The following is a 19494-nucleotide window of genomic DNA, read 5'->3' as shown; positions in this document are numbered from 1 at the left end:
CCTACTGACAGGAACCTGACCTTGCTTTACCGCATCCTGACGATTATTGGCGGATTGGTGTTTGTTGTCGCCCTGTTCGCCTTGCTCTGGTTCTTCTGCAAGAAGTTTCTTGAGCACCATGGTGTAACCGAAAAGGTGTCGGACCGGGCCACCGAGCTTGCCACCTGGACCTTCGCCGGTATCAGTGTGGGGCTCGTTTTCGCAGTAGTCGGCGCTTTTGTCCTGGGTCCTTGGGCATTCTACCGGACCCTCAGGGGGCATGGCATGGACATATCCGATGCCGCCGCCATCTGGTGGGGTTTGGGGGTTGTGCTGGCGGCCCTGGGCATTACCGCCATAGGTTTTTTTGGTTTTTTGATGGTTGTCGGGGCCTATTGAGGCCCCCCTTTTATCCCCGACTGCAGATGTTTTCCGAGATACTCCAAAGGATGCTGGATCCGAAGGTTTTCAAAGCGCTTAACCTGTGACCGGCATGAATACCCGGTCGCCAAGAGTACGTCTGTATCCTTGAGCATTTGCACTTTCTTGTTCCACGACAGCTCATAAATCCGCTTTGAGGTGGCCGCATGTCGGGACTCATGTCCGTAAGTGCCGGCCATCCCGCAGCAGCCCACGCTCTCGATATCCAAGGGAACTCCCACAGCAGAGAAGATATGCTGCCACTGGGCCATGCTGCCGCTGACATTGGTTTTCTCCGAGCAATGGCCAAGCAGGGTGATTCTCTGATCGGGCTGAAGCCGAGTTCCGGGGTTAAAGAGTTCAGTGCGATGCGAGAGGTACTCCTGTAATAAAAGAATATTTGGTACATCCGCACTAACGTATTTCCGATATTCTGCGCGAAAGGCGAGTGTCATGGAGGGATCAATCCCGACCATGGGAATCCCGGAACGGGCATGCGATGCCAGTAACCGGGTGTGTGACGTCGCTGTTTTCCGGAACTGCTTCAGAAAACCATGAACGTGCAGTGGCTTGCCATTGGGGTGAAATGGAAGCAGCCAGACACGGAAGCCGAGGCGCTGCAGGCACTCAAGAATGGCTGTAAAAGTGTCAGTCTCAAAGTAGCTGGTAAACGCATCCTGAACGATGATCAGCGACCGCTCTCTTTCGCGCTCATCCAACCCTTTCAGCTCTTCTTCCCGCGCGATTCGAATGCCTAATCGGCGAGCCGTGCCCAGAGGGCTTCGCTTTGAAAGTAGGGGGCTGTCTACCATACCGAGCCTGCGGATCAGCGCCCGGGTGGGAAACCAGGTCATCAGGCTGTTGTAGATCGGCCGGCCCAGCGGGTTCGCGATCAACGGAATCAATTGCTCGAGGCGTCCGATCAGGTGATCTTTGACCGGGCGGAGATAGCGCCCATGATAAAGGTGGAGAAACCGTGCGCGGACCTCGGGGATGTCCACCTGAACCGGGCACTGACCGGAGCAGGATTTACAGGAAAGGCACCCGTCCATCGCTTCCCGGACTTCGTGGGAAAAGTCATACTGGCCGCGGTTTCTGGCCAGTGTATAACGCATCCTATCAGGCAACATCCGCAGTACTGGGCCAGCGTCCATGCGCCTTGCCAGCGTTTCGATGTCAACGTTTTGTTCCCCAAGAAGCCTGAGCCATTCCCGGATCAGGGACGCTCGGCCCTTAGGTGAGTGCCGCCGGTCACGCGTGGCCTTCCAGGAAGGGCACATGGCGTCGTCCGGGTCGTAATTGTAGCAGGCGCCATTTCCATTGCAGTTCATGGCGTCCGGCTGGCTGCGGCGGCTGGCGGCCGGAATGGTGCGGTCCATTGTTCCCCTCTGTCCGGGCTCATCCATTGGCACCAGCGGGATGTTGGCATCGGGAGTGGCGATCTTGCCGGGGTTCAGCTGATTAAAGGGATCGAAGGTACGCTTAATCAGCTGGAGTTCGGGATACAGATCTCCGAAAAAGCTCGGCGCGAACTCTGAACGAAAACCTTTGCCATGTTCACCCCAGAGCAGACCATGGTACTTCTGGACAAGGGCAACTACCTTCTCGGTTACGCGGCGCACAGTGGTTATCGTTTCCGGCTCCTTAAGATCCAGAGCGGGTCGGACATGGAGGACGCCGGCGTCGACATGTCCGAACATCCCATAGCTGAGGCCTTCCTGGTCAAGGACCTCCCGAAAGTCCCGGATAAAGTCAGCGAGATGTTCCGGAGGGACAGCGGTATCTTCCACGAAAGCTACCGGTCGGGCTTCTCCCGATGTCTTGGCCAGGAGACCTACCGAGCGCTTGCGCATTGTCCAGATCTGATTAACCGCGTTCTCTCCCAGAGCGACAGAGTACAGGCAGGCCGGCCTGCGTTCCGGGTTACCCAGAATGTCGGTGAGTGCTTTTATGTCCTGCAGGACCTGGCTTTTATCGTCGCCGGTATATTCCACAAGGTTTACACCCTCTACCGGAGATCCTTCTCCAATCTGGAAATAGTCTGCCACCTCCTGCCAGACAATGTCAGTCTGTGCCAGCTCCAGAACCTTGCTGTCGATGGTCTCGATTGAGGCTGGCCTGGCTGACATCAGGGCCCGGGCATCTCTCAGGGAGGCATCGAAACTGTCGTACTGGACCACCACCAGCGCCTGGTATTTCGGGATTGGCACAAGGTTGACCTTGGCCTCGACGACAAAGCCAAGGGTACCTTCCGAGCCGCAAAGCACGTTGTTTGCATTCATACGCCCAGCATCATCGCGCAGATGCGCAAGATCGTACCCGGTCAGGCAACGGTTAAGCTTCGGGAAGTGCTTTTCGATATCGTCTTTTCGGCGATCCCAGATGCCGGCGAGAGTCCGGTAGACCGCCCCTGCCAGCGTGGACTCTTCTGCGGCCTTCTCCTCCTGCTCTGTCTCAAGAGCCCGGCTTTGTAAAAGGCTTCCGTCCACCAGTACCGTTTCCAGTTCCAGGACATGGTTGCGGGTTTTGCCGTACATGACCGAGCCTTGGCCACTGGCATCGGTATTGATCATCCCACCAATGGTTGCACGGTTGCTGGTCGACAGCTCAGGCGCAAAAAAGAGCCCGTGGGATTTTACTGCCGCATTGAGCTGATCTTTGACCACGCCTGCCTCCACGCGGGCCCAACCCTCGGCAGCGTTAATTTCCAGGATCCGGTTCATATGCCGGGACAGGTCCACAACAATACCGTCAGTCAGCGACTGACCATTGGTGCCCGTGCCGCCGCCTCGCGGACTGAAGACGATATCCCGCCATTCCGTCCGTGACGCTAGGCGGCCTAATCGTTGTACATCTGTCTTGTTCGTCGGGAAAATGACTGCCTGTGGCAGTACCTGATAAATGGAGTTGTCAGTTGCCAGTACCGTCCGGGTGGCATAGTCCATTGTCATCTCACCATTGAACCCGGAATGCTTGAGCGCCTTCAGAAAGGCGAGGTAACGGGACTGGGTCGGGGTTGTGTGTTCAAGTCGCGGAAGCATGGCTGCGGCTAGGTTCCTGTGATGCGGTGGTTGAAGTGGCATGGCCCAAATGCGCAAGAAGATCGGTGACCGGTCGGTCAGGCAGAGTGTTCACAATGTGCTCCAAAACATCTGCCCGGGGGCCAATCGCGGGCTGTGCCAGTTCGTGGAACTTGGTGACAAGCTCGGTTCGGCTGATCGGATTACCGGGCGTTCCCCTAGCTTCAAACCGATCACTGACCAATTCCCGACCGTCTGCCAGTCGGATCGATACAGAGGCATAGCGTCTGGCCGGAAACTGGCTGGAGAATTCGGTTGATTCGAGAAGGCGGACTTTTCCTGCCAATCGTTTAACGCCTATGTTTTCAAGATCATCAGTCACCGACTGTTGGTCAACTGAACCACGGTACAGAGCACAGGCAACTGCCCAGGGAAGGCTATACTGGGCTTCTTCAGTGCTGCAGGGGCTCGTTGTATGCAGACGAACCGCCTGATGGAAACTGGTGACGTGAACCTCCTGGATCTGGCTGGCATCGGGAATCCCGGGCCGCAGTGAGAGCACTGCCTCGACTGCGGGCTGGGCCCAGTAACAGACTGGATAGCGTTTAAAGTAGGTATCCAGGAAATGCCAGCGGGCTCCCAAATCGTGCCAGATGTCGGACTGTTCCAGCAGCAGGGCTGGTGCTCCGGTAAAGCCAGCTTTGCCTAATAATGCGGAGGCTATGCCGGTCATGGCTCCCCAGCCAGAGCCATCTTTAAGCATGGTCGGGTGGTCGATGCAGCGCATCATTTGGCTGCGGGGCCCATAGAATTCGGCGGTGCCCAGAGCTTCGGCGGTCTGGTTATCAGAGAGCCTCATCAGGCGAGCCGCTACAGCGGTGGCGCCGAGACAGTTCCAGGATCCTGAGGTGTGATAGTCGCAGGCTGAGCTGTGAAGACTCATACCGGCCCGAATCGCAATCTCGTACCCAATGGCAAGCTCTCCCAGAAACTCGAGTCCCGACAATTTCCCGGTCTCGGGGAGCGAGAGAATGGCGGGCAGGATGGCGACCCCGGCATGCCCCTTGGTCAGAACATGGCCATCGTGGGCATCCAGGGCATCAATGAGCCAGCCTCCATACAAGGCGGCGCCGGCGCTGGACGCAGAACCTTCCGACAAAAGGAGCGGCTGGTTTCCGGGGTACTGACTTAGCACGAATTTCCTGCCGATTCGGGCCAGAGGAGTATTCGTGGCTCCTGCCGCCACGCCAATCAGGTCCAGCAGGCAGGTCTGAGCCAGGTTATAGACTTCAGGTGGTAAGGCAGTGGCATCAAGAGCCAGAATCTGGGTCGATAATGATAGGTCGGACATGGAAGGCGCTCGGTTTTATTGTGCTTCCATGATTGGTGTTCACGCCGTTGCTGACAGCCAAAAAAACGACACCGGTTTGAAAAAAGGCGACGACTTCCAATTCGCTCTGTTATCGCTTCTGTCGTTGTTCTCGCGGAGTTAGCCCAAAACTCCTGGTATAGCAGCGGGTAAAATAGGAGGTGGAATTGAAGCCGCACGCGGTCGCAATCTGGGTAATGCTCATTGTGGACTGGAGCAGCAGGTGTGTAGCGCGTTCCAGGCGAAGCTGCATATAAAAAGCATTGGGTGTGGTACGCAGGTGGATTTTGAATAGCCTTTCCATCTGGCGGGTTGACAGCCCTACCTTGTCACCGATCTCAGTGCAGCTCAGTATCTCTTCGGTCTGGCTTCGCATAAGCTGGATAACCTTGAGCAGCCTTGGATGGTTGGTATTATGACGGAACTGGAGTTCCATCCGCTGCTTCTCGTTAGCCGGGCGGATCTGGGGATGAATAAATTGTTCGGCGCACCCCATGGCAAGATCGGCTCCATGCTCCAGGGCAATTTTGTGACACATCATGTCGAGGCTCGCCAAGCCGCCGGAACAGGTCATGACATTGCCGTCAATTTCGTATAGCTCCCCGGTAATATTGAGCTCCGGAAACTCTTCCTCAAAGCTTTCCTTGTTCTCCCAGTGGATAGTGCAGCGGTGATTGGAAAGCAGCCTGGCGCGGGCGAGCAACAAGGAAGCAGTGGATGTCGCGCCGAGAGTTACGCCACGGCGGGACAGCTGCCGCAGCCACTCGAACAGTCTTTTATCCCTGATCAGGGTGGTGCCGATTCCTGCCACCACGATCATCAGATCAATGTCGGCAGTTTGCTCGAACTGTCTATCCGGGCTTATTGGCAATCCGTTACTGGCGGCTACAGGCTGGTTATCCTGGGAGAAAATGTGCCATTCATACAGTGGCTGCTCACTCAGGCGGTTGGCTGCTCGCAGCGGTTCCAGTGCCGCGACGAACGAGAGCATGGAAAACTGGGGAACGGCCAGAAAGCCAATTTTCTGTGTTTCCGATTGTTTCATGGAGCAACCTGAGCGGAATGTCGTTTTTTTCATGCATGATGGCGGTTTATTAAATTTTTGTCGATCGTGATTTTCTGATGATGGGAGCCGTAGTCGTTAACAACAACGCCCATTGCCAGGAACCCGACATGATTGAACAAAAACTGAAATTCCAGAGTGACAAGTTGACCCTTGATGGTGCCTTCTTTAAGAGCGAAGAGAGTGACGATCCGCGTCTGCCTATTGTTATTGTCTGTTCAGGTTTTACCGGACAAAAAAACATCCACCCCGAGCGTTACGCACGCTTCCTGACCAACAGGGGCTTCACGGTTTTCGGTTTTGACTACCGTGGTTTTGGTGAGTCCGAGGGTGAGCGTGAGCGCGTCCTTATCGAAGAGCAGGTTCGTGATATTGCCAATGCGGTTGCCGTGGTTGCCGAGCGTGCCAAAGAAGAGAAGCGTAAGGTCGTGCTGGCAGGTTGGGGCATGGGTGGTGGACTGGTTTTGGATGCATTCCGCGTATGCGAAGACCAGGTCGACGGCCTGATCGCCATGAACGGTTTCTATGATTCCGTGCGGGTTCAGAAGGCACTGCGTGGTGAGCATGGCTGGAAGCAGTTCAGGGCCTTCATGGCCACCGAGCGTCTCCGTCTGGCCAAGGGCGGCGAGCCAAAGGGTATCGACCCGTTCGACATCTACCCGCTGGATCCGGTTAGCCGTGAATACGTGTTCACAGAGCTCGTCAAGGCGCCGGGCTACGGCGTGACGTCCACCTTCGATTTTGCGGACTCGCTGATCAGCTTCTGTCCGGAAGCGCACCTCGATGAACGCTTCGCACAGATTCCGCTGTTGATCGCCCACGGTGCTGAGAACGATCTGCACCCGGTAACCGAAGCTCGCTCTCTGTATGCCCGTTACCCGGGTCCGAAGGAGCTGTTCCTGCTTGAGGGTGGCGGTCACACTGAGTGGATGCTGGATGACGATCCCAAGTTCCAGACCTTTGCCGGCAAGATCGCCGACTGGATCACCTCTACATTCTGATAGCTTCCTTGCGGCGGCCTCTGGTCGCCGTTTTCGCTTTGAGTGACCGACTATGAGTTCCGAGATTCCCTTCTGCGAAGCGGCCCGCAACGTTGTGCGCCGGCCCGGCCTTGCCATTCCGGCAAAGAGCTGCGACACCCATGCCCATGTCTTCGGCCGCCACGAGGATTATCCCTTTATCCCCAATCGTACCTACACGCCGCCGGAGGCGTCTCTGGCGCAGTATCTCGAGCTACACCGAATGCTGGGTATCGAACGTGGGGTGCTGGTTCAGCCCAGCGTCTATGGCACCGATAACAGATTGCATCTGCACGCTCTTCGGGAATTGAGAGAGCGGGGCCACGATTATCGTGGTGTGTGCGTGGTTGACCCGGACATCTCTTCGGCTGAGCTTCAGGAGCTTCATGGAGCCGGATTCCGGGGTGTCCGGATGAACCTGTTGTTCCGTGGAGGTCTGCAGTGGGAGGACGTTCTGAGACTGGCTGATCGAATTGCGGGTATGGGCTGGCACCTCCAGTTTCTGATCAATGTCTCGGATTGTGATGACATCATGGATCGCGTTCCCGATCTGTCGGTCCCGGTCGTGTTTGATCATATGGGGCATGTGCCCGCAGCTCCGGGTGTGGACAATTCGGGCTTTCAAAAGCTGCTCAAGCTGCTGGAAGGCAATAAAGCCTGGGTGAAGTTGTCCGGCAGTTATCGTGTGACGATGCAGGGGGAGTACCCCTATCCGGATGTTGTGGATGTTGCCCGAGCCCTGGTCGCCGCTAATGCTGACCGATGTGTCTGGGGTTCCGACTGGCCCCATCCCCATTTCCCGGGACTTATGCCCGACGATACCGACCTGCTGGAAGATATGGCTGTCTGGGTGCCGGATGCGGCGGTCCGGGAGAGAATCCTGATGTCCAATCCCTCCCGTTTGTATGATTTTGATGATTGATGCGTTATGAAGGTGTTCCTGGGCGGCCCTGGCCGCCCTTTTTTTGCTCTGAATTCAGTATTGGTCTTCCAGAAGGCGACGAATCAGTCGGGTGTTGGAGTCACGCACCGTGGGCATTTCGAACCGGGCGCGGTCGATAGCATCCTGGTTCAGTTCGGCGTGGATGATACATTCGCTGTCGTCCGCAGCCGCAAGAATCTCGCCTTTCGGGCCCAGGATACAGCTCCCACCCCAGAACCAGAGGTCCTTCTCGTGACCATAGCGATTTGCCATCACCACCGGAGTGCCATAAATCATGGCGTAAAAGCTGACGTTGGTTTTCCAGTTGTCCTCGTTGGAGAAGTCCTCGCTAACCACGCCCGAGGCTGAGTTGATCGGTGCCAGCATCAGTTCGGGTTGTTTTAAGAAGGCGCAGTGGGTGAGGGCAGGGTTCCAGAGATCCGCACAGATCAGGCAGCTGGACTCCCAATTTTCGCGGATTTCCACATTGCCGATCTGACTGCCGGAATGAAACCATTTGCCCTCTTCCAGGCCACCATAGGTGGGCAGGTTGATTTTGCGATGAACGTGAATTACCTCGCCGTCCCTGAGGTAGGCCATTGCATTGTATAGCTCGCCCGCACGTGCACGCTCCACAAAACCGACGACAAGGGTGATGCCCTGAGCTTCTGTAGCGAGCCTGAGCAATGCCGGATCGTCACGTCGCATAGCGACGGTAGGGGCGTCCCGTCCAACCTGGTAACCAGTCAGGGACAACTCGGGAAACAGCAGCAGTTCGGCGCCTTCCTGTCTGGCCTGTTTGGCATATTCGCGGTGACGCTCGAGATTGGCTTCGACATCAAGTAACTGACAGTTTATCTGGGCAACGGCCACATTGAGGTTCTTAACCATGTCGGCTTCCCGTTGATTGATATTCAGGTTTTTAACGGAAAAAGCCCTGCGGACCCCGGGGGCACAGGGCGCTGTCTGACTATGGGTCAGATCAGGTCATTCTGCTCGAGGAAGTTGCGGGTGACTTCCGCGATATCCTCTCTCTTCACGTCGACCTCAGCATTCAGGCGAGACATGACCGCGTTATCCAGAAGGCCGGAAAGCTTGTTGAGCTGCTCATCCAGCTCCGGATTTTTGTCCAGGGTTTCCTGGCGGACGACTGGTGTGATCGCGTAATCCGGGAAGAAGTTCTGATCATCTTCCAGAATGACAAAATCAAAGGCCGGGATGCGTCCGTCGGTGGCAAATACCAGAGCCAGATCTACTTCACCCTCTTTCAGCGCAGTGTAGGTCAGGCCGGAGTCCATGCGCTTGATCTGGTCACGGGGCAGCTTGAAACCATAGGCTTTGGAGAAGGGACGGAAGCCGTCTTCCCGGGCATACCACTCGGCATTACTGGCGAGAACCAGTTCTTTACCCCCGTTGATTGCTGCAGCCATGTCGCTCAGCGTCTTAATGCCCATGGCTTTTGCTTCTGAAGCCTGCATGGCCAGCGCATAGGTGTTGTTGGCATCAGACGGCTGCAGCCAGACCAGCCCTTTCTCCATGTCCAGCTCGCGTACTTTTTCATAGCCTTCCTGGCGTCCGAACCTCTCTTTGACGCCGTTATAGACGATCAGGCCGGTACCGGTGTATTCCCAGTAGACGTCTACCTGCCCATTTTCCTGGGCGGAACGCAGAACGGCGCTGCCCATGCCGGCCCGGGTATCAACGTCATAACCCTTGGCGCGAAGATATTGGGCGGTCATGGACGTCAGCAGTTGCTGTTCGGTGAAATTCTTGCCACCGACCACGATGGTTTCTGCGGCTGCAACGCCACCGAACGTCATGGAGATGGCGAGAGTCGCTACGGATGCCAGTTTCTTGAGGGTTTTCATGTTTCAGTGCTCCATGTAACTTCTTGTTTTGTGGCCACTCCAGATGGAGCGGCCGGTTTTCATACCCCGGGCCGTTATCAGGCGCGGGATGGATTAACGCCCCGGGGAACCATCAGGAATGCGCAGCCGGCAACCAGGATGTCCACGGTGATGGCAAGAAGCGCGGTCATCAGGGCGCCTGCCAGCATCATCTCGGTATCGAACAGGTCGATGCCGGTAAATATCAGTTCGCCCAGGCCGCCGCCGCCAATCAGGAACGCCAAGGGTACGGTGCCTACATTGATAGCAAGGGCCGTCCGGATTCCTGCAAATATCACGTAGGTGGCGTTCGGAATCTCAACTCTCAGCAGCATCTGGCCGGCGGACATGCCGATGCCGGAGGCTGATTCTTTCAGGTGCGCTGGCACTCCGAGCAAGCCGGTGTAGGTGTTGCGTACAATCGGGAGCAGGGAGGCAATGAACAGCCCGAACACCGAAGGCACAAAGCCTATGCCCAAAAGGCTCATAGACAGAGCCAGGATCGCCAGGGTCGGGATCGTGGTGCCGATGTTCAGCCCCTGCATCGCCCATTCGGACATTTTGATAAAGCGCGGGCGGCTGAGGATGGTGCCAAGCGGTAATCCGACAATGATTGCCAGGCTACCCGATATGAGCGTCAGCTGGATGTGCTGTTTGGTGAGATAGACCACGTCTTCCCAGTAGAACAACATGCCGTCGATCAGACCCGAGCGCTGCAGGTAGACTCCAAGAAGAAGTGCGCCAATCAGGACCGGAAACTGAAAGAGACTCGAATATTTGAGTTTTTTCATGTCGCCACCTGTATATGCCCCAGCCCCTGCTCTCCAGCCCGGGATGACTTATAAGTGGCGCCCAGGTAACGGGTGATCCCCCGTTGGGTAACCACACCCAGCAGCTTGCCTTGTTCCGAGACGCAGGGCAGCCAGGTCGCATCGTGGGTAAACATTTTGGAGGCGACTGTACGCAGGTCATCTTCGGGGCGAACGAGAGTTCGCAGATTGTAGCTGTGCTGCCCGCACTTACCCTTGGCGGTGGAGGCAACGCTTCGGGACACATAGCCCACCGGTCGTTCACTACCATCTACCAGGATGATGGCACGCTCGTAGCCTGCAGCATCCATTCTTTGCAAAGCCGTTGTCAGGGAATCTTCTGCGGTTACCACGCTGGACTCGCTATCCAGCACCTCATTGACCGTCACCAACTGCAATCGCTTCAGTGCGCGGTCGCGACCGACAAAGCCCTTCACGAAATCGTTGATCGGATGGGAGAGCAAGTCATCCGGAGTGTCGTACTGAATCAGCCTGCCGTCCTTGAAAACGGCAATCCGGTCAGCCATCTTCACGGCCTCATCTATGTCGTGGCTCACGAACATGATGGTTTTCTTCAGTTCCCGGTGCAGTTTCAGGAATTCGTCCTGGATAACTTCCCGGTTGATAGGATCGATCGCACCGAAGGGCTCATCCATCAGCATTACTGGGGGGTCTGCGGCCAAAGCCCTAATCACTCCAACCCGTTGTTGCTGGCCACCGGACAGCTCGTTCGGGTACCGCTTGAGGAAAATGGCGGGGTCCAGAGCGACCATCTCCAACAATTCCGAAGCGCGCCTGAGGTAGCGGCTTTTTTCCCAGCCGATCAGTTTCGGCACAATCGAAATGTTTTCCTCGATGGTCATGTTAGGAAACAGACCAATCTGCTGGATAACGTAACCGATGTTCCGGCGCAGAGACACGGTGTCCTGATCAGTAGTGTCCTGGCCGTTGATCAACACGCGGCCTGAGGTTGGTGTGATGATCCGGTTCACCATTTTCAGGGTGGTTGTCTTGCCGCAACCTGAGGGGCCGAGCAGGACGCAGATTTCACCCTGCGGCACCTCCATGTTGATATGGTCGGCGGCAGTAACCACCCCGCGGTCGGTATCAAAAATCTTGGTCAGGTTATCGAGTGTAATCATTTTCCGTGTCCCGGTTGTTATTCTATCGAGAGATCAGAGGCCCCTTGGGGTCAGTTTTCGCTGAAGTGCCAGCAGGGATCGATCAGCGACTATGGCCAGCAGGCTGACCGCAATTGCTCCGACCACCAGTTGCCGTGGATCACTCTGGGAGATGCCCCGGCTGATCAGAACTCCCAGTCCACCGGCGCCGATATAGGCCGCTATGGCCATGACTCCGATATTCATGACCACAGCTGTGCGCACACCCGCCATGATGATTGGCACGGACAGCGGTATTTCCACTTTCCGGAGACGCTGAGTGCTGGTCATGCCGATGCCTCTCGCTGCCTCGCGCAGCCCCGGGCTGACATTGTTTATGGCAGTGTAAGTATTCCGGATAATGGGTAACTGGGAGTAAAGCAGCACTGCTATTACAGCGGGCAAGTAGCCGATGCCATGACCAATCGTTGAAAGTATCGGAATCATGATTCCGAAAAGCGCGATTGAGGGAATGGTAATCAGAATCGAAGCAACGTAAAGGACAACGGTTGCGACGCGTTCGTTCTGGGTAATGGCGATGCCAATGGGGACGCCCGTCAGTGTTGCCAACCCGACTGCAACAGCCACCAACGCTATGTGCTCAAGGGTAAGCTTGCTGAGCAGATTCAGGTTGGTCATGACGAAATCAAGGATTTCCACGGCGGAGCCCTCTTTTTGTGAGTTGTAATCGGCAGAAGTCCACGTTCAAACCAAGTTAAACCAGGGAGGTTGCTCGGACTTTAACGAAAGCGCCGTTAAAGCGAACAATAGCGACAGTGGTGCAAAGGCCTTGATTACGCTATCAGGCGAAGCTGCTCCCGGAACCAGACCAGCGCGGGTTCCCGCTCATAAGCCTTGTGCCAGTACAGGTGTACATCGATGGACGGCAGGTCCGCCGGTGGATCCATGATCCGGATGTTTGCGCGTTCGGCGATGATGCCGGCGTAGGCTTCGGGCATGGTCAGTAACAGGTCGGTATTTTCGACAACCCGGCAAGCCGCGTAGTAGTGCTGGCACCTTAAGCGGATACTGCGCTGTACGCCCAGCCTGGAAAGCTCAAAGTCCTCAATGCCCGGTCCCTCGGTGCGTGACGACACCAGAACATGTTTTGCGGACAGATAACCCTCCATATCCAGTGCTTCAGTCGCCAACGGGTGCCCCTCTCTGGCCAGAACCACCAGCCGATCCCGCCTCAGTAATTCATGGGAGGTCTGGTTGCTGACCGGCAACAGCACGTCCACCGCAAAGTCCAGCTTGCCGGCCGCCAATTGGGTTTCCATTTCGCGTCGTGCAATACGCTGACTAGCGATTTCCAGCTCCGGGTAAGAGTCCAGTCGCTTCATCAACTGCGGAAGAAATGTGGATTCCAGAATGTCTCTCAGGCCGAGGGAGTAGGTTTTGCGCTGGGTTGCCGGGTCAAAGGCATGAAACTGGTTTACTGCGCTCTGGATCTGAGTGAGACCAGGGCGCATGGACTCGAGAAACCTCCGGGACAGGGGCGTGGGCACCATCTGGTTGCCCTGTCGGGTAAACAGAGGGTCATCGAAATGGTCCCTGAGCCGCGACAGTGAGTGGCTCACCGCCGGCTGGGTAAGGTGCAGTGCCCGGGCCGCTCGGGTCAGGCCACCTTCACGGTAGATGGTGTCAAAAACATGCAGAAGATTCAGGTCCAGACGATTCAAGGCCATGCTCAAAGTCCGCGTTTGTGGATAAGTTACGCTAATGATAAACGATAAGAATAATTCAGTCGCGTAATAGTTGCCTCCGCCCTAGACTGGAATCATCAGATTGTTTCAGAGCACCGATTGTGCAATTTCAGTGAGGATACGGCGATGGATTTTAATATTTCCGAGAAAGGTCAGGAATATCTCAAGCGAGTGAAGCAATTCATGAAGGATGAGATTTTTCCTATTGAGGAGCAGTACCACAAGGAGCTCGCGTCCCTCGAGAACCGCTGGGTTGTGTTGCCGGTTATCAAGGAGCTGAAGGAGAAGGCCAGAGCTCAGGGGCTGTGGAACATGTTTTTCCCGGATGAGAATCACGGTTGTGGCCTGCTGAATTCCGACTATGCCCTGATTGCCGAGGAAACCGGGCGCAGCTTTATTGCCCCGGAGATCTTCAACTGCAATGCGCCGGATACCGGCAATATGGAAGTGCTGATTCACTACGGCTCCGAGGAACAGAAAGCCGAGTGGCTGCCCGGGTTGATGACTGGCGAAATCCGTTCTGCTTTCTGTATGACTGAACCGGCTGTGGCGTCTTCCGATGCGACCAATATGGAAGCAACGGCGACGGTCGAAGGCGATGACGTGGTCCTGAATGGCCGCAAATGGTGGAGTACCGGTATTGGTCACCCGGACTGCAAGGTTGGTATTTTTATGGGTGTCACTGATCCGGATGCCCAAAAACACCGTCGTCATTCCATGGTGTTGGTCCCTCTTGATACTCCAGGTGTGAAGATTGAGCGGATGTTGCCGGTGTTTGGTGAATATGACGAGCCTTACGGCCATGGTGAAGTTCTCTTCGACAATGTGCGCCTGCCCAAGAGTGCAATTATTGCGGGTCCGGGGCGTGGTTTCGAGATTGCCCAAGGCCGCTTGGGGCCGGGCCGCGTACACCATTGCATGCGGGCCATCGGCGCAGCAGAGCGCACGCTGGAACTGTTGATCAAACGCGCAACCACCCGTGAAGCTTTCGGACGGCCGATTGCGAAGCTTGGGGGTAACCCGGACATCATTGCCAATGCCCGTATGGCCATTGAGCAGGCGCGCCTTCTGACTCTGAAATGCGCCTGGGCACTGGATACCAAGGGCATCATGGGCGCGCTGCAGGAAGTCTCCATGATCAAGGCGGTGATTCCTTCGATGTTGCAGACCATTGTTGATCAGGCCATTCAGATCCACGGTGGTGCCGGCGTCAGTGATGACGACTTCCCGTTGACCCAGTTGTTTGCCTATGCTCGTGTATTGCGGCTGGCGGATGGTCCGGACGAGGTGCACCGGGCTATGGTGGCTCGGCTGGAACTGCGAAAGTATAAAAACTGATAAAACGGGAAATACCATGACATAGAGAGTATTTATCACGGGTGGCGCGAGCGGACTCGGTCGTGCTATTGCACTGCGTTACGCCAAAGAGGGCGCCAAAGTCTGTATCGGTGACATTAACCCGGAGCAGGGCGCCCTTGTCGAACAGGAAATCAACAACGACGGTGGCGAAGGCTATTTCGTGGAATGTGATGTTCGCCGGCTGACCGATCTGGAAAAGATCTGCGACGACCTGACCGCCAAGTGGGGCGGTGTGGATGTGGTGGTCAACAATGCGGGAGTTGCCTCTGCGGGCTCCATTGAAGACACCACCATGGCTGACTGGGAATGGATCCTGGAAATTAACGTGCTGGGTGTTGTTCGTGGCTGCAAGGCATTCACGCCCCAGTTCAAGAAGCAGGGTTCCGGCACTTTTGTGAACATCGCTTCCATGGCTGGCCTGATGCTGGCGCCGCTGATGGATAGCTACAATGTTTCCAAGGCCGGGGTTATTGCGCTGTCTGAGACCCTGAGCCAAGAGCTGCGGGACGACGGCATCCATGTGAGTTGTGTGTGTCCGGCGTTCTTCCAGACCAACCTTGCCAGCAGCATGCGCTCGGATCTTCCCGGGGTTCAGCAGAACGTAAACAAGCTGATGAAGCGTTCCAGTATTACTGCTGAGGATGTGGCCGAAGACATTGTACGGTCGGTAAACGACAAGAACTTCTGGGTACTGCCCCATGCAAAAGAACGCCGTATGTGGATGCTCAAGCGGCACGCACCCAAGGCGTTTGACTGGCTGATGCATCAGGAAAGCAAGCGTTGGATGAGTAAGATGGGCGGAAAGGCCAAGGCCTGAACCGAACACGTGAACAAGAGGAGAGCCCTGAATGACCCAGATTGATGAGGCGATGGATATCCGTGAAGGCGAAGAGCTGGATGTAGCCGCCGTAGACCGGTTCGTGAAACAGGCTATTCCCGATCTTGCAGGTGAGCCGGACATTCGTCAGTACCCTGGTGGTGCCTCTAACCTGACGTATCAGGTGGATTATGGAGACCGGTCCTACGTTCTCCGTCGGCCCCCTTTGGGCAAGATCGCCAAGTCAGCCCACGACATGCTGCGGGAAGCGAAGGTGATGAAGGCACTGAAGCCCGTTTATCCCTACGTGCCAAATATCATCGCCATCTGCGATGACCACGATGTGCTGGGCTGCGATTTCTATGTGATGGAGCGGCTGAAAGGCATCATCTTGCGCCAGGATTTTCCGAAGGGCTTCGAGTTGAGCGAAGCGGACACTCGCAAGCTGTGCCTGAATGTTGTCGACAAGCTGGTCGACCTGCACCGCGTCGATGCCAGAGCCGCTGGACTGGATAAACTGGGCAAGGGCGAGGGGTATGTTCAGCGCCAGATTGGTGGCTGGAGTGACCGGTTTCGCAAGGCCCGTACGGAGGATGTTGGCGATTTCGAGGAAGTCATGGCATGGCTGAACGGCAAAATGCCCGAGGATGTTGCCCAGGTTGTCATTCACAACGATTTTCGCTTCGACAATGTGGTGCTGAATTCGGACAACCCGTTTGAGGTGATCGGTGTTCTGGACTGGGAGATGGCCACCATTGGCGATCCGCTGATGGATCTGGGCAACAGTCTGGCCTACTGGATTGAGGCAGACGACGAAGGTCCGTTTCAGATGTTGCGGCGCCAGCCAACGCATCGCCCAGGGATGCTGACACGCAAGGAAGTGGTTGAATACTACATGGAACAGTCGGGCTTCAAGGTCGACAATTTTGATTTTTATGAAATCTACGGCCTGTTCCGGCTGGCGGTGATCATTCAGCAAATCTACTACCGGTATTACCACGGCCAGACCACTGACAAGCGTTTTGCGGCCTTCGGTCATGCGGCCAATTATCTGGAAAAACGCTGTCAGCGCCTGATTTCAGAGAGCTCCCTGTAATGGCTACGGTGTTTCTGGTACGCCACGGCCAGGCGAGTTTTGGTAAGGAAAACTACGATCAGCTTTCGCCCCGGGGGTGGGAGCAGGGCAGGGTCCTGGGTCGTTGGCTGGCCGGTAAGCTAGCCCCGGCCGCCATTTTTGGCGGCGATCTGGAGCGTCACCGGGAAACGGTTGAAGCAATTGCCACCGGCTATGGGGGGCAGTTGCCCGATATGCAGGTGGCTCCAGGCTTCAACGAATTCGATCACACCTCGGTTCTCACCTGTTATCGCCCGGAGTGGTGTGACCGGGAAGTCATGGCGCGGGATCTGGCGGCATTTCCGAAGCCCGCCAGAGCCTTCCAGGAGGCTTTTGTTCAGGCCGTTCGCCGCTGGGCCTCGGGCGAGTATGACCACGACTATGCCGAGACCTGGCTGGACTTCAAAGCCAGAGTACTCAAGGCATTCGATGAAATGATTGAATACGCCGATGGCGGAGACGTTCTTGTGGCCACCTCTGGCGGCCCGATCTCGGTTATCTGCCAACAGCTGCTGGCCCTTGATGATCAGCGTGCGCTGGGGTTGAACGAAGTCATCGCCAATACCAGTGTCAGCCGGGTCCTCTACTCCGGCCCACGCCGCAGCCTGTCTGTTTTTAACAATTACAGTCACCTGGAAGCGGAAGATCCCGCCCTGGTGACATTCCGATAGCAATTGAGGTGAACGAATGAGCAGCAAAGACCTGTTTGATCTGAGCGGCAAGGTAGCCCTGATTACCGGTGGCAGCCGCGGTATCGGCGAGAGCGTTGCCCGCACGCTGGCGGATTACGGCGCCCATGTGATTGTCAGCAGCCGCAAGATTGATGGTTGCGAAGCTGTGGCCGGCAGCATCCGTGAAGCGGGCGGCAGCGCCGAAGCCGTTGCATGCCATATTGGCGAGATGAATCAGATCGAAAGCATATGGACGCACATTGAGGAAAAGCATGGCAAGCTGGATATTCTGGTGAACAACGCGGCGGCCAATCCGTATTTTGGCCCGGTTGAAGATACAGACCTCGGTGCCTTCAACAAGACCGTTGATGTGAATATTCGTGGTTATTTCTTTATGTGTGCCCGCGGTGCACAGCTGATGAAAAAGAATGGCGGCGGTTCTATCATTAACGTCGCCTCTGTGAACGGCGTTAACCCGGGTCACTTCCAGGGCATCTATTCGGTCACCAAGGCGGCGGTTATCTCTATGACCAAATCCTTCGCCATGGAGCTGGGCCAGCAGAATATTCGTGTGAATGCGTTGCTGCCGGGCCTGACCGACACCAAGTTCGCCAGTGCATTGACCACCAACGAGGCCATCAAGAAGCAGGCTATGGCGCACATTCCCATGAAGCGGGTAGCGGATCCCGGTGAGATGGCGGGTACCGTTCTGTACCTCGCTTCAGATGCTTCCAGTTACACCACGGGTGCCTGCATCAATGCCGACGGTGGTTATCTGACCATCTGATCGTCAGGCGAGGCCGCGACTTCGGGAGCCGATGAGCAGGCCAGCGACTCGAAGTCGTCATTAAGCTCAGCCGCACGACCACTCAGGTGGGTGAGATGCACCGAATCACTCGCCTGGACCAGGTCGCGTATCAGCGTGTTGATAGCTGATTGGCTCTCCGCCATCATCGCCTGATATTCCTCTCCCCGGAACCGCTCCGATTCCGTTATCAGTCGCTCTACCTCTCCTGAAAAGCCGGCCTCATCCCGCCTTTGCAAAGTGTCGAGCAAGGCGAGTTGCCAGTTGCGCCTTCCTTCCAGCCAGATTTCCGTTTGCCGTCCGCGCTGACTGGACCAGGTGTTAACGATCGCCTTCTGATTCGCGTTGAGGTCACCCAGCCATCGCTCCACGCGCTCCTGCGTTCGCTCTGCACGAGCTGTCGCGGTGGCATCCGGATCATCGGCCAGAAACTTGTTTTCGAGCTCCTCCTGATTTTGCTCCATGTTTTCGGCGAGTTCACGTACCTGGGGGTCACTCAGGCTGGCAAGCAGGTTGGCCGCAATTGGCGGAACTCTTGTCAGTAAGGGGTCAAAGAAATCGAACAGCTGATCCTGGTGATAGGCAAGCGCGGCCTGATCCAGATTGCCCTGCCGGATGTCAGACTCCAGCCCCGTCAACCAGACCTGATAGCGGGGCAGTTCAGTGGAACAGTGCCACTGGCGGAGTTGGTCAATGTCGGTATTGAGCTGTTGTTTTTGGGCACCGGTGAGCGTCACATAATCTTCAACCCACCAGACAATCCCCCAGTCTGCATACCGGTAGGCCATTTTAGTTGAACTGCACGCCGACAGCAGCGCCGCGCTGATCAAGAGCAGAACGATTGCACCACGTTTGGTGATTCGAGAATTGCCCAGGACGTTCATAGAGCCCCCGGAGTAGTATTAGGTCTTATCGCAAAAAGAGCGCAAGCTCATTATCATGCGGTTGCACTATTTCTTCAGTTTACGACAATCCGTCCTTTTCAGATGCTGGCAAAGTGAATCGGATGGCCTGCATGGGAGATATCATGAGCCGAATGAGGTCTGCGCGTATACGCCAACTTGTCTTCGGATTTTATATGTCAGGCATCATGTCCTTTTTGATGTCCGGCGTGATCACTTTTATCAATACCGGCATTGACCGGGGCTTCCCCATGCGCTGGCTCGCTGCATGGCTGGTTGCCTGGGGCGTAGCTTTTCCGTTGGTTACATTTATCGCACCGCTGGCGGGCAAAATGACCGAGGCAACCCTGAGCCGCTTCCAGTCCTGAGCGACAAACACGCCTGTACGCCCAAATGTAAAAAAATGTCAATCCGTTTCGTTTTCGCCTCCGTAGATTGCTGATACGCACTATTCAGGGATTGAACTAGTGCAG

General features: G+C 56.0%; 19 protein-coding genes. 9 read left to right on the top strand and 10 right to left on the bottom strand.

What is annotated here, in order from left to right; all coding sequences use genetic code 11:
* The first annotated feature begins 21 nt into the window (after window positions 1-21).
* Window positions 22-378 carry a hypothetical protein gene (locus BKP64_RS10110; RefSeq protein WP_070969311.1) on the top strand — a complete coding sequence of 119 codons (357 nt, stop codon included), beginning with the start codon at window positions 22-24 and terminating at the stop codon, window positions 376-378.
* Here BKP64_RS10110 and ydiJ read toward each other — a convergent pair.
* From ydiJ to BKP64_RS10095, 3 genes are all read right to left on the bottom strand, one after another.
* Window positions 372-3440, bottom strand: coding sequence for a D-2-hydroxyglutarate dehydrogenase YdiJ (ydiJ, locus tag BKP64_RS10105; protein WP_070969309.1), 3069 nt, complete (start codon window positions 3438-3440; stop codon window positions 372-374). The two genes, BKP64_RS10110 and ydiJ, sit on opposite strands and share 7 nt — an antisense overlap.
* The gene (locus tag BKP64_RS10100) at window positions 3424-4770 is read right to left on the bottom strand and encodes an MmgE/PrpD family protein (protein ID WP_070969306.1); all 1347 of its coding nucleotides are present in this window, start codon (window positions 4768-4770) and stop codon (window positions 3424-3426) included. The genes ydiJ and BKP64_RS10100 overlap by 17 nt, the downstream gene beginning before the upstream one ends.
* A gap of 109 nt (window positions 4771-4879) precedes the next feature.
* Complete coding sequence (locus tag BKP64_RS10095; protein WP_070969303.1) at window positions 4880-5833, bottom strand: GlxA family transcriptional regulator; 954 nt, start codon at window positions 5831-5833, stop codon at window positions 4880-4882.
* A 128-nt stretch (window positions 5834-5961) separates the two neighbouring features.
* Here BKP64_RS10095 and BKP64_RS10090 point away from each other — a divergent pair, with 128 nt between their 5' ends.
* Window positions 5962-6852 (top strand): alpha/beta hydrolase, encoded by an 891-nt coding sequence (locus BKP64_RS10090; protein ID WP_070969301.1) that lies wholly within the window; start codon window positions 5962-5964, stop codon window positions 6850-6852.
* A 52-nt stretch (window positions 6853-6904) separates the two neighbouring features.
* A complete protein-coding gene (locus BKP64_RS10085; RefSeq protein WP_070969298.1) occupies window positions 6905-7792 on the top strand; it encodes an amidohydrolase family protein in 888 nt (295 codons plus the stop codon).
* A gap of 54 nt (window positions 7793-7846) precedes the next feature.
* Here BKP64_RS10085 and BKP64_RS10080 read toward each other — a convergent pair whose 3' ends face one another.
* The 6 genes from BKP64_RS10080 to BKP64_RS10055 form a co-directional block, all read right to left on the bottom strand.
* Window positions 7847-8683 carry a nitrilase-related carbon-nitrogen hydrolase gene (locus BKP64_RS10080; protein ID WP_070969295.1) on the bottom strand — a complete coding sequence of 279 codons (837 nt, stop codon included), beginning with the start codon at window positions 8681-8683 and terminating at the stop codon, window positions 7847-7849.
* 86 nt (window positions 8684-8769) lie between these two features.
* Window positions 8770-9660 (bottom strand): glycine betaine ABC transporter substrate-binding protein, encoded by an 891-nt coding sequence (locus BKP64_RS10075; RefSeq protein ID WP_070969292.1) that lies wholly within the window; start codon window positions 9658-9660, stop codon window positions 8770-8772.
* Between the two features lie 77 nt (window positions 9661-9737).
* Window positions 9738-10469, bottom strand: coding sequence for an ABC transporter permease (locus BKP64_RS10070; RefSeq protein WP_070969290.1), 732 nt, complete (start codon window positions 10467-10469; stop codon window positions 9738-9740).
* Complete coding sequence (locus tag BKP64_RS10065) at window positions 10466-11629, bottom strand: ABC transporter ATP-binding protein (RefSeq protein WP_070969287.1); 1164 nt, start codon at window positions 11627-11629, stop codon at window positions 10466-10468. The genes BKP64_RS10070 and BKP64_RS10065 overlap by 4 nt, the downstream gene beginning before the upstream one ends.
* Window positions 11630-11662: 33 nt before the next feature.
* Window positions 11663-12307: an ABC transporter permease gene (locus BKP64_RS10060; RefSeq protein ID WP_070969283.1), complete on the bottom strand. Its 645-nt coding sequence runs from the start codon at window positions 12305-12307 to the stop codon at window positions 11663-11665.
* A 134-nt stretch (window positions 12308-12441) separates the two neighbouring features.
* Window positions 12442-13335 carry a LysR family transcriptional regulator gene (locus BKP64_RS10055; RefSeq protein WP_070969279.1) on the bottom strand — a complete coding sequence of 298 codons (894 nt, stop codon included), beginning with the start codon at window positions 13333-13335 and terminating at the stop codon, window positions 12442-12444.
* A gap of 144 nt (window positions 13336-13479) precedes the next feature.
* Here BKP64_RS10055 and BKP64_RS10050 point away from each other — a divergent pair, with 144 nt between their 5' ends.
* Genes BKP64_RS10050 through BKP64_RS10030 form a run of 5 tightly spaced genes read left to right on the top strand, consistent with a single transcriptional unit; the run spans window position 13480 to window position 18101 of the window.
* The gene (locus BKP64_RS10050) at window positions 13480-14691 is read left to right on the top strand and encodes an acyl-CoA dehydrogenase family protein (RefSeq protein WP_070969277.1); all 1212 of its coding nucleotides are present in this window, start codon (window positions 13480-13482) and stop codon (window positions 14689-14691) included.
* 34 nt (window positions 14692-14725) lie between these two features.
* Window positions 14726-15529, top strand: coding sequence for an SDR family oxidoreductase (locus tag BKP64_RS10045; protein ID WP_227515581.1), 804 nt, complete (start codon window positions 14726-14728; stop codon window positions 15527-15529).
* 31 nt (window positions 15530-15560) lie between these two features.
* On the top strand, window positions 15561-16625 hold the full coding sequence (locus tag BKP64_RS10040; protein ID WP_070969275.1) for a phosphotransferase family protein: 1065 nt from the start codon (window positions 15561-15563) through the stop codon (window positions 16623-16625).
* A complete protein-coding gene (locus tag BKP64_RS10035) occupies window positions 16625-17314 on the top strand; it encodes a histidine phosphatase family protein (RefSeq protein WP_070969272.1) in 690 nt (229 codons plus the stop codon). Before BKP64_RS10040 ends, BKP64_RS10035 begins: the two co-directional genes overlap by 1 nt.
* Window positions 17315-17330: 16 nt before the next feature.
* Window positions 17331-18101: an SDR family oxidoreductase gene (locus tag BKP64_RS10030; RefSeq protein ID WP_070969269.1), complete on the top strand. Its 771-nt coding sequence runs from the start codon at window positions 17331-17333 to the stop codon at window positions 18099-18101.
* Here BKP64_RS10030 and BKP64_RS10025 read toward each other — a convergent pair.
* On the bottom strand, window positions 18086-19003 hold the full coding sequence (locus tag BKP64_RS10025) for a DUF6279 family lipoprotein (RefSeq protein ID WP_070969267.1): 918 nt from the start codon (window positions 19001-19003) through the stop codon (window positions 18086-18088). The genes BKP64_RS10030 and BKP64_RS10025 overlap by 16 nt on opposite strands.
* Before the next feature lie 143 nt (window positions 19004-19146).
* On the opposite strand from BKP64_RS10025, the gene BKP64_RS10020 reads away from it, so the two are divergent.
* Complete coding sequence (locus BKP64_RS10020) at window positions 19147-19389, top strand: DUF2798 domain-containing protein (protein WP_070973642.1); 243 nt, start codon at window positions 19147-19149, stop codon at window positions 19387-19389.
* The last annotated feature ends 105 nt before the right edge of the window (window positions 19390-19494 follow it).

The organism is Marinobacter salinus (assembly GCF_001854125.1).
GTDB lineage: Bacteria > Pseudomonadota > Gammaproteobacteria > Pseudomonadales > Oleiphilaceae > Marinobacter > Marinobacter salinus.
Note: the sequence above shows the minus strand (reverse complement) of the source record. Positions and strands in the feature narration are given on the sequence as shown.